The 16164-nt window shown below is 48.1% G+C and carries 12 protein-coding genes and 1 tRNA gene; 3 read left to right on the top strand and 10 right to left on the bottom strand.

The annotated features are described in order from the left end of the window. Window positions 1–70 precede the first annotated feature (70 nt). From ACP7IZ_RS11075 to groES, 7 genes are all read right to left on the bottom strand, one after another. Complete coding sequence (locus tag ACP7IZ_RS11075) at window positions 71–2197, bottom strand: hypothetical protein (RefSeq protein ID WP_426849203.1); 2127 nt, start codon at window positions 2195–2197, stop codon at window positions 71–73. Between the two features lie 183 nt (window positions 2198–2380). Further along, the gene (locus ACP7IZ_RS11070) at window positions 2381–3112 is read right to left on the bottom strand and encodes a glycosyltransferase family 2 protein (protein ID WP_426849201.1); all 732 of its coding nucleotides are present in this window, start codon (window positions 3110–3112) and stop codon (window positions 2381–2383) included. 12 nt (window positions 3113–3124) lie between these two features. Further along, window positions 3125–4705, bottom strand: coding sequence for a capsular biosynthesis protein (locus ACP7IZ_RS11065; protein ID WP_426849200.1), 1581 nt, complete (start codon window positions 4703–4705; stop codon window positions 3125–3127). A 14-nt stretch (window positions 4706–4719) separates the two neighbouring features. Continuing rightward, window positions 4720–5094: a hypothetical protein gene (locus tag ACP7IZ_RS11060; RefSeq protein ID WP_006116435.1), complete on the bottom strand. Its 375-nt coding sequence runs from the start codon at window positions 5092–5094 to the stop codon at window positions 4720–4722. Window positions 5095–5237: 143 nt separating this feature from the next. Continuing rightward, window positions 5238–7454 carry a hypothetical protein gene (locus ACP7IZ_RS11055; RefSeq protein ID WP_426849198.1) on the bottom strand — a complete coding sequence of 739 codons (2217 nt, stop codon included), beginning with the start codon at window positions 7452–7454 and terminating at the stop codon, window positions 5238–5240. A 194-nt stretch (window positions 7455–7648) separates the two neighbouring features. Then, window positions 7649–9289, bottom strand: coding sequence for a chaperonin GroEL (groL, locus tag ACP7IZ_RS11050; protein WP_006116437.1), 1641 nt, complete (start codon window positions 9287–9289; stop codon window positions 7649–7651). Between the two features lie 55 nt (window positions 9290–9344). Beyond that, complete coding sequence (groES, locus tag ACP7IZ_RS11045; protein ID WP_026019247.1) at window positions 9345–9638, bottom strand: co-chaperone GroES; 294 nt, start codon at window positions 9636–9638, stop codon at window positions 9345–9347. 210 nt (window positions 9639–9848) lie between these two features. Between groES and ACP7IZ_RS11040 the strand changes: the two genes are divergently transcribed. Together ACP7IZ_RS11040 and ACP7IZ_RS11035 are read left to right on the top strand one after the other, a co-directional pair. Next, window positions 9849–10517, top strand: a complete 669-nt coding sequence (locus tag ACP7IZ_RS11040) for a dienelactone hydrolase family protein (protein ID WP_426849196.1) — start codon at window positions 9849–9851, stop codon at window positions 10515–10517. Between the two features lie 143 nt (window positions 10518–10660). Continuing rightward, on the top strand, window positions 10661–10864 hold the full coding sequence (locus ACP7IZ_RS11035; protein WP_003625755.1) for a cold-shock protein: 204 nt from the start codon (window positions 10661–10663) through the stop codon (window positions 10862–10864). Between the two features lie 18 nt (window positions 10865–10882). Here ACP7IZ_RS11035 and ACP7IZ_RS11030 read toward each other — a convergent pair whose 3' ends face one another. From ACP7IZ_RS11030 to efp, 3 genes are all read right to left on the bottom strand, one after another. Then, a complete protein-coding gene (locus ACP7IZ_RS11030) occupies window positions 10883–13861 on the bottom strand; it encodes an ATP-dependent DNA helicase (protein WP_426849194.1) in 2979 nt (992 codons plus the stop codon). Between the two features lie 111 nt (window positions 13862–13972). Continuing rightward, window positions 13973–14803 (bottom strand): inositol monophosphatase family protein, encoded by an 831-nt coding sequence (locus ACP7IZ_RS11025; protein ID WP_081461451.1) that lies wholly within the window; start codon window positions 14801–14803, stop codon window positions 13973–13975. A 45-nt stretch (window positions 14804–14848) separates the two neighbouring features. Next, complete coding sequence (gene efp, locus ACP7IZ_RS11020) at window positions 14849–15415, bottom strand: elongation factor P (RefSeq protein ID WP_087636042.1); 567 nt, start codon at window positions 15413–15415, stop codon at window positions 14849–14851. Between the two features lie 159 nt (window positions 15416–15574). On the opposite strand from efp, the gene ACP7IZ_RS11015 reads away from it, so the two are divergent. Then, window positions 15575–15664, top strand: a tRNA-Ser gene (locus ACP7IZ_RS11015). The last annotated feature ends 500 nt before the right edge of the window (window positions 15665–16164 follow it).

Raw genomic sequence — 16164 nt, 5'->3', positions numbered from 1 at the left:
GAAAAAATTCAATAAATAGTTGTTCTAGGTAGGATATTTTGATCTGCCTAGAACAACTATATAAAGTAACTTATATGTGGTCTTGGATAAGTTTTTTTATGCTTTCATTTGTCGTCTGCTCGTAATCGGCTTTTAAAGCGGCTTTCAGAACATTAAGATCAATGTTCTGCCTTAGAAAGCGCATATGAATGGCGGTGGAGCTTTGCAAGAACACATCGCTTTCGTAAAAAACGGTCTGTGCAAAACGGTGCCAGAAAGGCCGATCATGATAGAGTTCCGACAATGCGGGATCCCGAATAATTTGTAGGATCAAGTCTTTGGCATCAAAAGCTCTTGCTACGGCCTGAGCGCTCCCCGCGAAGTAACGGTCTCCTACCCCTTCAATCCAGCATGCTTGTGGATCAAAGTCACATATCGCTGTAGGCGCAGATGTTTCAGCAGCAGTGGTTTTTGCCAGGTCGGAAATGGAAGAATTCTCGAATAACACATCAGGACGTATAAGTGCCATTGTGCCTATAGCTGCACTTTTTCGTTCTGTAGCTTGGTGTGTCAGATCATATAAACCGGCAATACGGTGCCACATACGCGCCTGATTTTCCACGCCTGAACCAGCATTTTTGTAAAATGCACGGAACTCACGTCCGATATCATCCATATATTGGTTTTCTGTAGAGATATTAATGAAAATATCAGAACTATCAAAACCGCAACTTTGGGCAATTTCGTGAAGAAGCTCCAGACTTACAGTTTCATTAGAATAAGACGCTTTCTGAATGGCTTCTGCCGTGGATGGTAGAAGATTACGGAGCTCTGCAAGGGTATGGATATGGTGTTCGGTTAGAATTTTCTTGATAGGTTCAGGAACCCGATGAGCAAATTCGCTCGTAGGGCTTCCATCTTCAATCTTTTTCTGCCCCGTCTGATCCCACGTGGAAATGCCGATGCTAACCGTTTTGCCTTTAGCCCGCCAATCTTGCGTATCTTTGTAGAGATATTCCATAACTTTGGAAAAGCTGCCACGTGGATCACGCATTTGGCCAAAGATACCAATAAAGAGGTGGTTTTCTCCCCCTACTTTAGGAAAAATGGCATGACGTGGTTGCGCAAGGAATGGCACCCCCCGAATACTTTGTAGGGGCAGACGTTTTCTGTAGCGAGAAAGAACTTCTGTTGCCCATACATTCGTGTTGAACAAGGTGCTAAAGTTAAAAGCTTTCATATCTCCTTCTACAAAATTTTTGCAGAAAGAAGATTTGAGGAATACATCAAGAATATCATTAAATTTATCTCGATAAGAAAGGTTTTTCTGAGAAAAAATATCAAAATATTTTATAAAAAGCGGATGATAAGCAAGCTTTGTAACAATAAATTCTTCTTTTTGTAGGATAAGATCAATTTCATGCCGCTTCTCAAAGGAGACGGCCAAATGAAAGACTATGGCAGCTCTGTCAGGGTCCAAGTCCGTGATATGCGTAGCAAGAAATGCAACGGTTAAACCGCCAACATCCGTGTTCGGGACGGGGGTATGCCACATAATTCTTTCGATGTGGTGCCGGAAATCGTTCGCATTTCCAGAATTGGGTCGAATAAGGCCTGCGATGAGAGCGTTAAGGGCATGAGGTTCCATATGCCATCCTGTAGAATTGGTTGCCTGCCTGTGAAGAAACTTTGTATTGATTTCCAGTAAATATTTTGTAAGCCCTTGCGTCAGACTTTCCCACAGAGGGTCAAAAGGCCACCAGCTTTCACGGGGGGGGAGAGAATTATAAATTGCGCAGGCTGCGGCAGGATTATTCGTCAAGCGCAATGTTTCTGCTTGGATGATCTGAATAATGGGATCATTGAGTATTTCTGGTGGTAAACTTTTTAAAAACTGTATCTGGAAATCCAGGTCAATCTTGCGTGATAGATTAAGAAGCCCAATTTCGAGGCAAAGACGATGACTAAGACCAAAAAAGCTTATGAGGCGATTGAGAATAATGAAGATTTCACGATAGTTTTGGTCTGACGTTAGGCGGATAAGGCCTTCAATGATTTGCTCCTGAATAGCTTTAATGGCTGCAGAGTGCTGGCTATTATCTTCAGGGCAAGTATAAGAGCATTCAATTAACCGAGAAAAAGCTTCTTGTATGTTTCCTGCATTAACAAGATCTAGAACCTCTTGTCGATTTTTTAGAACTTCTTCGTAATCCATCATACTTGCCTTTATCATTTTCTCTGTGGGATATTACGAAAATCAATGCCGTTCCGCTAGAGCTTGTTTATGCCATAACTATAATCGGCAAAATAGCAAATTATTTTCGATGATTAATAAAATTCATCAATCAGCAGCAATATTATAAATAAATATTGCTGCTGATTGGAGTGGACTAGAATATTTCTATGAAGAGATACTTTTTAGAACATCATCATATTCTTTGGGGACCCCACAAAATATGATATCATTCTTATCGACTAGTTCGTAATGAATAGAAGATCCACGTTCAATAAGATGATTATAAAGTGGAGCAATATAAAGTTCAGGCATAGAAGGAGCTTTTTTTTCTTCTTCTAGTGCCCATAGAAAATCAGAGGCACGTGCAAAGTAGTACAAACCATCGCAACATAGATCAGATATTGGATTTTTTTCTGTTGTGCGAACAACTCGCGGTTCACTACTATTTTTTTCTGGACCAACATAAGACCAATTTTGTCCGGTCCCTTTAAATACTTCCAGATAGCCGTCTGAATGAGCAAACCAAGGCTCAGAAGGAAAAGAGAAGTTTTTGCGGAATGTATCAATATTGAAAATAGTGAGCGGGGTTTCTAAAGGATACTTGCTCCCCACAATGCCCAGCTCAACTGTTTCTGCTTGCCCTTTTGTGGGGGCGTCAAGAATGATTGTTTCAAAGTTCTTAATGCCCATTTTTTGGCATTCTTTGGCAATAAAGTTTTTTGTATCCTCTACATCGCGTGCAATAAAAACAAACTTTTCTTGCGCAAAGTAATTTTCAAAGCTTCCAACAGCAAGAGAAAAAACAGTATTATCGCCGACAGGCAACATGTATTTAGGTAATTTATACCCTGCTTCTGTAAATCGACGGGATAGACCTGCCATAGGTATAACAATCATAGACAAAACTCCTTATATAAGCTGATAAAGACGGGCTGCATTGGCAATAAAAGCTTTTTGCCTATCTGGTCTGTCTGCATGTAGCGGCAGCATGCTGATAAACAACAAAACAGTTAAAGAATTTACTTCAGTTTTACTTATGTTGTCAGGGAGCCTTCGTAAGAAATCAGCTTGCACCCACTCATGATGCGGTCCCGATGGGAAGGAGATGCTGAAATTATAAGGAGTTTCAGCCTCAAAAAGATAATGGCCTGCAATAATCAGGTCATATAACCCCCCGAATGAGTGCCATAGTTTGGCAAAATCATATCGAATGTCGCCGAAAATGCTTGAGCCGGTAACGGGAATATAACCGCGCGGATCGATTGTACAAATACGGCGTGCACGGGAGTTGTAAAGAATATTACTAAGGCAGAAATCTCCATGCATAATAGATGCATTACGATCAGATGAAAGATCAATATTGCTGATCATTTCATCAGCCATTTGTTTAAGAGAGGGTAATTTTTTACCATTTAGCGTCAGTGGATGATTAATATCAAACCCTGTTGCTTTAGAATACTGGGCAATGCGATCATAGGTTTTGTCTGTTGCAAGGAGCTTGAGAATATCATTGCCTTTGATTTCAGGCGTAGAATGCTTTTGACAAATGGAAAGAAATTCAAAGCATGATTCTAGAATACTTTCCCATGTGGCTTTGCCTATGCTGGAAAAAACAAACAATTCCGACAGGGTGGGCGCGTATTCGTATTCTATTGTGTAAGAGTTTTCAGACGTATCTAAAAGGCGTGCTGTAAACGGTTTAATATCAGCCGGTACATTCTGGAGCCATGTGGCTTCATCATGCATTTTTTTATGGTCATCACTGGATTTGCGCACAATGCGATCATCAATGTAGAGAGAATTGAATGCGCGTTGTGTTGTGACACTGCGGCGTGAGCGGAAATAGGTTTGCAGGTGCCCAAAATCATACCATTTCTCAGGGTAAATGGCTTTTAAGGTATGTTCCTTTGCGTATAAGGCGATACCTTTAATAAAGCTTCCTCCTGCGCGCGTAAGCGCCCGCACAAGATGGCGAGATTTGGAAAAACAGAAGTAACCACAAATAATATGCTGGGGTTGTGGTGGGGTTGCTTCTAACTGGATTGCCTGCAAGTCTGAGACAGTATCGTCTTTTTGGACGCTCACAGAAGCCCAAGCGTAATCATCACTTTCATGGTGCACGGCCAAGGCATCAACCTGTTCAAGGTCTAATCCTTCTACAAGCGTATCACCGTGGAGTAGGTGCAAGGTTTCAGCTGAAGTTTCAATGTAGTTCAGTGCATAGATGATGGAATTGCCCAGCGATAGATGGCTGGGAACACGCACAATAATTGCGCCCAACTCTTCCAATCGTTGCATGTCATAATGCGGAACATTAAAATCTTCAGGCAGTGTCAAATAGACAGAACCCAGTTTAGACAATGCTTTAATCTGGGTTTCGTAAAGACGTGTAACACCTATAGGTAGAAAGGAAGGGGGAATACGGCCAAATTCAATGGCCAATTCCTGGTCAACATATGCACCAGACAGGATGAGGGAAAAAGACGTCATGGATATTCCATCGGTTAATTGTCGATGTTCAGGAGTTTCCTGATTTCTTCGGAGGAATATTTCAAAAATTCATCAGGACGGATAGCTTTATCATCTACGTAGAAGCCTTCAGTGCCGCACCATGGCTTGCCGACATAGATTTCATCAAAAGGAATATCATGCTTGCGCAGCCAGTCTATGATAACGGGCAGCGTGTTTGCATTTATTTTACCTACATTGCCGTTATAGGTGCGTACATTACGAGCAGTTTGAATGACAATTTCAAAACCTGCCTGTTTGTATTCACGTAGTTTTTCAACAACTTCAATATTGGGTTTTTTTTCAGAGTAGGACTTGGATGCATCTGTAAGCGTCAGAGTGTCATCCAAATCCATAATTAGTCTTTTCATTTTACTAATACCTCCTCAAACTCCTGTTTCACATGGTTCTTTTGTTGTTTACCGAACCCGAAAAAGATGCAACGCTTTTTAGCCTTGATCCGTGAATTTTCTCTATAAGATAAACAGACGTTATCTAATATTGAGTTTTTATTTTAAGAAACATGCGGGCTTGTAGGGGGTAATAGGCCAGCAGGTAAATAAAATACCTCAGTACCATCTTTATGGTCTCTGGGCAGGAAACCTGCTTGCGCGTACATATTTCGGAATAAGGAAATATTGGATGTTATGGGGAGGGAGATTGTAATATCGCCTTCACCAAACTGATTGCGAATAAGTTGTGCGGCCTCAGAAAGCATAAAGTTTTCAGTGCCCATTCCGTGTACGCGTGCAGATAAAATGAAACGATTTATGGCATGATCATCAATAAACATGGCCGCAGAAGGGCCGTAATCAGCAAATCTGTCTTTTACTGAGAAGATTAAGAGCATTTTTTTTGAGTCTGTGGATGTAAAAGAATTTACTGTTTCCTGAGTAATATTTACATCTTCTGCCTTTGAAGTCAGGGAGTTTTTAATTAAAGAAGGCAGGCTTTCTAAAAGCTTATCATCAGATGAAATAATCTGATGCGGGGAAACCTTGCAGTCCATAAACTGCAACATCTTTAGTGATTGTGGTGTAAAATTGCTGGCTGGAGCCTGCATTACAGCAGAAGGCGCTGGTGGTATTTCTAATTTTTCTGTTTTATGGGACAAAGTTTGTTTGAAATCTGCCTGTGTTTCTGCTGCCCAAAGCAGGATGCGCCTTGTAAGATAAGGGTTTTTTCCTATGGTGCGTATGTCAGGAAAAGCTTCTGTAATAGCTGCTCTACGTATGGCGGAAGCATCAACCAAAACAATTTCTGCTGACTGTACAGAAAATTTTGAACAGATATCAGGTATAATACTGCTTATGGGTGCAGAATTAACAGCAACGTAATCAAAATCTTCTAAAGCCAAAAATTTGGGTTCAATGATTTTATCCCACTGAGCCTGTATGTCTGCTTCATTCCCGTCTGCGTAAAGACAAACCTTTATGCCGCGCCCCCGCAAATACTGGATTGCTTCCCATATGCCCATTGGCCAGCCATCTTGCCTTGGCATAGGCAAAGTTTGGGCGCCAGAAGCATCTTTTGAGAGTTTTCCGCGCCATATCGTATTATCTAAACTGAAGATAACTGTTTTAACACAGTCAGTCTGACATAGGGCGCGCAGCCCCCATATCATCTGTCGGAAAAGGAGTGTTCCTATAGTGTTATGCTTGTTGGGATAAATGGTTTGCAGATCTGGGAGAGGGCTGCCTTGTTCAAAGGGGCCAAAATCATCCCAATCCTGAAAGATAATTCCGTTATGGGTATTAAAATATATTGTGTCATCTTGAATATAACGTTTGCCAACAATTGAAGTGACTGCTTCCATATCCAAAAGTTTTATTTGGGGGTGATTATCTAATTCTGTAGAAAGTAGAATATTTAGTTTTTGAATAATGGTGGATACAGACATATTAACGCCGTGATCCCGCGAAAAAGGCCGGGGAGGGATCTGCGGAGTTAGGAAGTTTGAAACCAACAAAGGTGTGTCGGATAAAGCGGCATAATCCAGAACATGCTGAATAAAGTTTTTGAGTGTCTCTTGAGCATTCGTCAGAACATTCTGTGCAAAATTTGGCGTATTAAAACGCGCACCCCAAACAATATCATCACCTAAAATAGAGCGCAAAGAAGGCTGAAGATATACAAAATCATAATCTTCTAATGGAACAGGTAAGGATGCAGGCAGCGGAGCTACAAATTCATAGGGTATAAAATCAAACCGAATATCTAGATATTGTTGTGTGAGTTGTTCATGGCATAAGGCGCCGATACTGGAACCTATAATCAGCACCTTTTTTACTTTTGTAGGAACAATTTCTAGATTGCTGGGGAATATAAATTCAGAATCCTCTAATTCTGTAGATTCCATGCTTTGTGTAGGAAGAACAGCATCCGTAGTTTTTTCGGTGAGGAGAGGCTTAGATAAAGGTGCTTGCTCTTCTAAAATGGCGCAGAGATCGTGCTTTGGGGTTTCGAGAAAAATAACTAATCTTCCATCAGCCCGATATTCCATGCCAGTTGACTGCCATGCAAGATCTCCATCGTTTGCAAGGATAAGGAGCTGATGGTTTTCAATCCTCCACAACCATGCGTTGGAGCTGTCGGGTTCTTTTATACGTCCTGAAGGGCTTAGAAAAAGTTGCTGGATCTGCGTGGATTCAGATTGGAAATTCCAAACTTTTTCTGTGAGTGCTGGAGATAATGAAAAAGGTAACCCACGAAAAGTTTTTGTTTCCAGCATTTTTGCCTGCACCTAACGAATGGGGTACTAAAAGTAGTTGCCCGTGAAAATCTTTACGCAGTTTTATAGCATCCAATACTTTTTATCAAAACACTGGGTTTAATTATAGCCGTGTGCAAATAAAAACGGGTGAAGGGACATAATCCCTCCACCCGTCAGGCAGTTTAAAAGACTTCTGAGTTACAATGTAAGGCTTAGAAGTCCATACCGCCCATGCCACCCATGTCAGGGCCGCCAGCCGGAGCTGCTTTCTTTTCCGGGCGTTCTGCAACCATGGCTTCCGTGGTGATCAGCAGGCCAGCAACAGATGCTGCATCCTGCAGAGCCGTGCGGACAACCTTGGCCGGATCAATAATACCGGCTTCAACCAGGTTCTTGTATTCGCCAGCCTGAGCGTCGAACCCGAAGTTGTAGTCGTTATTTTCCAGCACCTTGTTTGCGATCACAGCGCCGTCTTCACCAGCGTTGTGAGCGATCTGGCGCAGAGGAGCCTGCAGGGCGCGGCGGATGATGTCACCACCAACGCGCTGGTCATCGTTGTGGTAGTGCAGGCCTTCCAGCTTCAGCGTAGCGCGGGCCAGAGCCGTGCCACCACCAGGAACAATGCCTTCTTCCACAGCAGCGCGGGTTGCGTGCAGGGCATCGTCAACGCGGTCTTTGCGTTCTTTCACTTCCACTTCGGTGGAACCGCCAACGCGGATCACGGCAACACCGCCAGCCAGTTTGGCCAGACGTTCCTGCAGCTTTTCACGGTCGTAGTCGGAAGAGGTTTCTTCGATCTGCGCACGAATCTGCTTCACACGGCCCTTAATGTCATCGGCTTTGCCAGCGCCATCAACAATGGTGGTGTTTTCTTTGTCGATGTGCACTTTCTTGGCGGTGCCAAGCATGTTCAGGGTAACGGTTTCCAGCTTGATGCCCAGATCTTCGCTGATGACCTGACCACCCGTAAGGATAGCAATGTCTTCCAGCATAGCCTTGCGGCGATCACCAAAGCCCGGAGCCTTAACAGCAGCAATTTTCAGGCCACCGCGCAGCTTGTTAACAACCAAAGTTGCCAGTGCTTCACCGTCAACGTCTTCTGCAATAATCAGCAGCGGACGGCCGGACTGAACAACGGATTCCAGCAGCGGCAGCATGGGCTGCAGGGAAGACAGCTTCTTTTCATGGATCAGGATGTAGGGGTTTTCCAGATCCGCTGTCATCTTTTCCGGGTTCGTCACGAAGTACGGAGAGATGTAGCCGCGGTCAAACTGCATGCCTTCAACAACATCCAGTTCTGTCTGGAAGTGCTTGGCTTCTTCAACCGTGATCACGCCTTCGGAGCCAACTTTCTGCATGGCTTCGGAGATCATCTGACCGATTTCAGATTCACCGTTTGCAGAAATCGTACCAACCTGAGCGGTTTCCGCCGGGGTGGTAACTTTCTTGGCGTTCTTCTTCAGCTCTTCAATAACAACGGCAACAGCCTTGTCGATCCCGCGCTTCAGATCCATCGGGTTCATGCCAGCGGCAACAGCCTTGTGGCCTTCACGCACGATAGCCTGAGCCAGAACCGTAGCCGTTGTGGTGCCGTCACCAGCAATGTCATTGGTTTTAGATGCAACTTCACGCAGCATCTGAGCGCCCATGTTTTCGAACTTGTCAGCCAGTTCGATTTCCTTGGCAACGGAAACACCGTCCTTGGTGATGCGGGGAGCGCCGAAGCTCTTGTCCAGCACCACGTTACGGCCTTTGGGGCCCAGCGTTACTTTTACAGCGTCAGCCAGAATATCCACACCGCGCAGCATACGCTGGCGTGCGTCTGCACCAAACTTTACGTCTTTGGCAGCCATTGAATTTCTCCTGTGAAGATCGTTCTGAAATTAAATAATGCGGATCAGCGCAAAATCAGGCGGTTACCACGCCCATGATGTCGCTTTCCTTCATGATCAGCAGCTCTTCGCCATCGATCTTCACTTCTGTGCCGGACCATTTGCCAAACAGGACACGGTCACCAGCCTTAACATCAAGCGCCACAATCTGGCCCTGTTCATTCCGGGCACCCGGACCCACTGCAACCACTTCGCCTTCCATAGGCTTTTCCTGAGCTGTGTCAGGAATAATGATTCCGCCAGCGGTCTTCTGTTCGCCTTCAAGGCGACGGACAACTACCCGGTCGTGTAAGGGACGAAACTTCGTCATTATGGATCGCTCCACATTCATTTTTGGGATGGTGCCCTTAACAGAAAGCAGCCCCATCCACTTTGTCGCGCGTAACATAACGCCGCGTTACGTTAGCACTCCCACCCCGGGAGTGCCAGAAAAGGAGATAGGTCTGGCCAAAGGCAGAGTCAAGGAATGTGGATAAAGTTTCTTTTTGCTGTAACGTAAGAACAGATAGGAGGTGCTCGCATGGGTCATATCACTACACTTCAGGCTGCGGATGGACATGAATTTTCCGCGTGGGAAACCGAAGGTAGCCATCATCCTTACACACTTGTGGTGCTTCAGGAAATTTTTGGGGTGAACCACCATATCCGGCAGGTTTGCGAAAACTTTGCCAAGGCCGGATTCCACGTTATTGCGCCAGCTTTGTTTGACCGCGCACAACGTGGGGTGGAGCTGGATTATTCCGCAGCAAGCGTGGAAAAAGGCAAGGCGCTGCGGGCGCAAATTCCGCTTGCTAAAACACTGTTGGATATTCAGGCAGCCGCCTCAGTGTTCAAGCCGCGTAAGGTGGGCATTATCGGCTATTGCTGGGGTGGTACATTGGCGTGGGAAGCTGCATGCAGAACGGATGACTTTGCAGCCGCTGTTGGCTGGTATGGGGCAGGTATTGCCGCCAGCCGGAATGAGACTCCGCGTTGCCCCGTAGAGCTGCATTTCGGTGAACAGGATACAAGTATTCCGCATACTGATATTGCAGCCATTCGGCAGGCGCGCCCGGAAGTTGAACTTTACGTGTACGACGATGCAGGGCACGGCTTTGGTTGCCCAGAAAGAAGCGCTTTTAATGCCAAAGCTTATCAGGAAGCGCAGGAACGCAGCATTAATTTCCTGAAAAGCAATATGAATCCATAGTGCTATTTTCCTGTCCTCGTCATGGCCTGTTATCGAATTATGATTGACAATTGTGGCTGGTCATGGGGGGATGGGGTATATCCTGAACCGCACACGGTGTGCAGCAGGACAAAACGTTGAGAAGAACAAGGACTATCCCGCTCATGCCGACCGGTACAGTAAAATGGTTTAACGCCACCAAGGGTTATGGCTTTATTGCCCCAGATGATGGCGGTAAAGATGTGTTCGTGCATATTACCGCAGTGCAGGCAGCGGGTTTGCGTGGCCTGAATGACGGACAGAAAGTTTCTTTCGATCTGGTTGAAGAACGCGGCAAGCAGGCTGCAACCAATCTGAAAGTAGATTGATTTTTCAGGCAGGGCCGATCAGTTTTGATCGGCCCTTTCTGTATCTGCTAAAAAGGCAGCAAGTTCCCGTGCTGTGTCTGCCAACCCAAGGCGACGAACTTCCACGCCTTCGGGAAACGCGCTGAGCAAGCGGGTAGGGGTGCGCCTGTCTAACAGGACAAATACCCCCCGATCAGACTGGCGGCGAATAAGCCGACCAAAGGCCTGACGTAACCGCAGGCGTGCAATCCGTTCATCAAAAGATTTCGGGTCACCTCCAGAAAGGTGAATACGGCGTTCACGGTGCAGAATATCTGGCCGCGGCCACGGCACACGTTCAAAAGCCACCAGCCGTAGCGCATTGCCGGGTACATCTACGCCATCTCGCATGGCATCAGTGCCTAACAGGCAAGCGTGTTCTTCTGTGCGGAAAATATCTACCAACGTATTGTTGTCCATCGCATCTACATGCTGGGCGTAGAGCGGGAGGCCGTTTTCTTCCAGCGTTGGGGCAATGCGATCATACACACCACGCAAGCGAGAAATGGCCGTAAAAAGCCCCAAGCCCCCACCACCGGATGCCAAGAAAAGCGTGCGAAATGCGGCTGCCAGATCCACAATGCTGCTGTTGTCTATGTCCGTTACAATATAGGCGCGCGTCTGGCGGGCATAATCAAACGGGCTGGCTAAGCTGGCACGCAGAGGTGGGGAAGGGAAGTGATTGGCCCCAGTGCGTGCTTCAGCGGCTTCCCACGCCTGTTCTGCGTTATCGCTATCCGGTTCATTGGTTTGCTGATCACGCAAGGTGGCAGATGTAATCAGCATACCCTGCGCAGGTATGGCCATGATTCCAGCAAATGGAATGGTGGGGTCTAGCCAGTGGCGATAGAGGCCCACATCCTGCTCCCCCATTCTCTGTTTTTCGCGCCGCTCAACCCGGATGAAGTGCACGTGCGAAGGGGTGGTATCGGGTTCAGGTGGTGTGTCTAGTGCGCTCAGCATGGCAATCCACGCATCTAGCCGAGAGATAGCTCTGCGGCGTAAGGCGCGTGTCATGGCTTCTATGCGCCCGCGTGTTGTGGAATCCAGCGTTTCGGCATCTTCTTCCAGGCGGGCGTGCAGGCGGTCCACCAAGGTGCGTAAAGGTTCAACAAGGCGCGTTAAGGCGCGGGCCAGAAGATGTCCGGCTTCTGCCAAGTCTGGCACCAAAGGGTGCAGATCACATTCAAGGGCTGCATAAACGTGCTGTTTTCCGCCTTCCTGTGTTCTGGCAAGCGCTTGTTGGCGCAGAAGCCGCAGAAAAACTTCTGTGGGGTTTTCCAAAACCGGTTGAGGCGCTTCTGGTTCAAGCGGAAAGAGCCCGATATCTTCTGGAGGTTCAGGCGGCGGTGGTTCATCCGCCTGTTCTTGCCCTAAGCGTGAAGACCAGCCGGGGGCAGGAAGCGCCGTTGCTGCCATAAGGGCAGCTTCCAAGGGTGTTTCCAGTTTTGGGTGGCCCACAACCAGATCATCCAAGCGCCGTTTTAAGCCGCGCGCGCGGGAGCGTCTGCCTTCTGCACCAAGGAGCCAACGCCGTAACTCGGCTGCTTCCAGCCCGGAAAGCTCGGCCGAAAAGGCACTATCTGCGGCATCGGCCAGATGGTGGCCTTCATCAAATACATAGCGGGATGGGGCTGAGGGATCATCCGTTTCATCGGCATCATCGCTCATGCCAGCCTGTGCGTAGGCGGCCTGCGCCATAACGAGAGCGTGATTGGCAATCACCAGATCTGCTTCACGCGCGCGGCGGATGGAATGTTCAACAAAGCAATGCTGGTAATGGGCACATGCACCGTGAATACATTCGCCGCGTCTGTCTGCTACGCCTATCAGATTCCCTTGGCCGAACAGATCCCCAAACCAGCCGGGCAAGTCTCCCCCAAACAGGTCTCCATCTGCGGTGGCTAAGCCCCAGCGGGCCAGCATGATAAGGGCGATGGTAATACCCGCAGGGCGAGAGGCTGCAGTATTAACAGCTTCTTCCATATTCAGCAGGCACAGATAGTTTTCCCGCCCTTTGCGCAATACAACGCGCTGCCGGTGCGTGGTTTGATCTGGGTAGAGCCTACGGGTTTCTTGTTCAATCTGGCGTTGCAGGTGGCGCGTATAGGTGCTGACCCAAACAGCCCCTTTATTCCGCTCGGCCCAAAGGCTGGCAGGGGCAATGTAACCTAAGGTTTTGCCTGTTCCTGTACCAGCTTCTGCCAGTACAATGGCGGGGTCTCCACGCACATTGCGTGGCTCAAAAGCCCCTGTGGCAACGGATGCAAAGTCGGCTTGCCCTGTGCGGATTTCGGCATCTTCGCCCAGCATCTTGGTAAGCTGCTCGCGCGCCTCTACAGGGGAAATAGGGTGAGACGCAGGAGGAGGGGGAAGAGGCGTTTCCTCCCATTTTGGCAAAAAACGCCAGATACGCAGCGCATCCCCGGGTTGCAGCATGGTTTCGGGCAATTTGCCTTGCGGCGTTAGTTTTTCATGCAGCCCTAAGGTTTCGGCAACTGTACCGCTCCAGATCCATCCTGCTTGGCCAAGCCGCAAGGTCAGGGCAGCAAGATGTTCTGCTGTTGTGCCGTTGTTCTGGCGTGCCAGATTGGTGAGCAACAGAGAAAGAAGGCGAGGGAGTAGATCTGCTTCTGCGGCGCCTATATCCGCATCTTGCATCCCCAAGGCCAGTGCTAACCCGCGTGGGGTTGGGGCAACAGATGTGGCTGGGTGCACAAAGGCAAACAGTTCTAACAGATCCAGCCACGGGGCAGGTTGCCCCGGATGGGGTAAATCTAGCCGCCGCGCCAATGCAGGTGCATGGATAACAAGCGGGCAAGGCATGTTTTGCAGGTTTTGCTTAACATCCTGCGCAGACAAATGGAGAACCTCTCCATCTTCCGTAAGAAGGGAATAGGCTCCCTTATATGCAACCAGTGCTGGGGCATCGTAAGCGGAGGGGAAGGATGTCTGCATGATAAATACTAGATGATCCATTCCGGCGCGGAATGCCAGAGCTAGAAATCAAAAAGCAACATATGAAGAACAAAAAAGCCCACCTCATCAGAATGAGGCAGGCTTTTTAGGTGGTAATCTGGGGCAGAAAAGTTAGTTGCCGTCTTTAAGGCTATCTGCCACCACTTCCAGAAGTTTGCTGTGCAGATTGCCGTTACCAGCAACAATCATGACATCATCAGGGAGATCATCCAGATCAACGCCTGCGGGGTCTGTTGCCTGGCCGCCAGCTTCACGCACGATAAGGGCGCCAGCAGCACAATCCCACGGTTTAATGCCGAATTCCCAGTAACCTTCGTAACGCCCGGCAGCTACCCATGCCAGATCCAGCGCGGCGGCACCGAAGCGACGCACACCGGCTACGCGCGGCATAAGAGAACCCAGCACGCGTGCAAATGGCAGGCGCATACGCGCAGGCACTTTGGCGAATGGAATGCCAGTGGCAAACAGGGATTCCTGCATGTCACGCCGTGCGGATACACGGATACGCCGTTCGTTCAGATAGGCACCGGTGCCTTTTTCTGCCCAGAACATTTCACCCGCAGCCGGGTTGTAAACCAGCCCTGCTGCCAGTTCGATACGCCCATCTGGCAGGCGGCGCTGCAAGCCAATGGAAATAGCCCAGTGCGGAATACCGTGCAGGAAGTTGGTGGTGCCATCCAGCGGATCTACCACCCAACGCCATGTCCAGTTATCGCTGCCGGATTTGCCGGATTCTTCCATAAAGAAGGCATAGCCGGGGCGGGCGCGTTCAAGCTCTTCCCGCAGGGTCTGTTCTGCGCGCAGATCAGCTTGGGAAACAAAGTCTCCCGGCCCTTTGATGCTGACTTGAAGCTGCTCGACTTCATTAAAATCGCGCAGGAGACGCTTGGCTGCCTTCTGGGCTGCTGTTTGCATCACCATCATGACGGGGGAGAGACGCATGGCCACTGTAGTTTTGTCCTGCTCTGGAGAGAAAAACGGAAGGGATTAGTCTTTGGCGCGTTCGACGTAGGAACCGTCTTCCGTCCGAACCACAATACGTTCACCCGATTCAATAAAGGGCGGTACCATGGTTTTTACACCATTGGAAAGTTTTGCAGGCTTGTAGGAGGAAGAGGCTGTCTGGCCTTTTACAACCGGATCTGCTTCCACAACTTCCAGCGTAACCTGCGGCGGCAGATCAATACCCACCGGGTCACCTTCAACCAGATGCAGGTTGATGGTCATGTTATCCTGAATGAACGGGGCCTGATCACCCAGCAGATCCACAGGAACTGTCAGCTGGTCATAGGTTTCTGGGTCCATCAGAACCAGCAGTTCACCATCGGCGTAGGAATACAGGTATTCCTTGTCTTCCGTCATCAGGCGTTCAACGCTATCAGCGGTCCGCCAGCGTTCGTTGGTTTTGTTGCCGGTTTTCAGGTCGCGCATTTCAACCTGAATAAAGGCTCCGCCCTTGCCGGGGGTGATGATCTGCTGCTTCAGCACCGTCCAGCGGCGGCCATCATGCTCAATCACCTGACCGGCGCGGATCAGGTTTGCCTGCTGTTTCATAATTCGTCCCTGAAAGGAATGTCTATTAAGGATGGGGCTTGTACAAGCCTGACGCACGAAGAGCAAGTTTGCTGCACTTGATATATCGTGTTTTCTCCCGCTGGACAGGGTGGCCATATCCTGTTTATAAGGCGGCAGGTCCTCAGATGGATGACATGAGGATGGGTGTCCGAGTGGTTTAAGGAACTGGTCTTGAAAACCAGCGTGCGGGGAACCGTACCGTGGGTTCGAATCCCACCCCATCCGCCATCAAAAAGAAGACTTTCCAATAAAATCAGCCTGTTACGATATGAAGCGCCTGACAGACCGCACCTTGCGGCGGCTTTGTATTTTCTACTTCAAAGAATGACACCTGAGCCGAGAGCCATCAGTCATTATGCGAGGTTACTGGTGCGGGTTTTGGGGCTTCCGTATCATCCAGTTGGAAGATGCGGTCATGAAGACGAATGGATGCGTGGACAGTAAGAACGCATGTGATCGCAGAGTCTAAAAGCCTTAGAAAATGCTCTGTGAGTTTTTATTGAAAAATGGATTTTTCCAGAAAATTATGCGGCAATTTTTGCATTATGAAAATATCGACGGTACTATAAGCAATTATTAAGTTATCTTGACCGTTTGCTTAAGCCGTTCTGAAAGGTGAATGAAGCAAACTCTTCCCCCGACGTATCAGCAAGATAACCGGGTATGACTTTTTACATTGCACGGAGCGAAAAGAGAGTATGGCTCGTTTTCTGGTAACCGGTGGCGCT

Source organism: Acetobacter sp. AAB5, assembly GCF_050106715.1.
In the GTDB taxonomy this organism is placed as follows: Bacteria; Pseudomonadota; Alphaproteobacteria; order Acetobacterales; family Acetobacteraceae; genus Acetobacter; species Acetobacter oryzifermentans.
The sequence above is the reverse complement of the archived record's forward strand: the minus strand, read 5'-3'. Positions and strand labels throughout refer to the sequence as shown.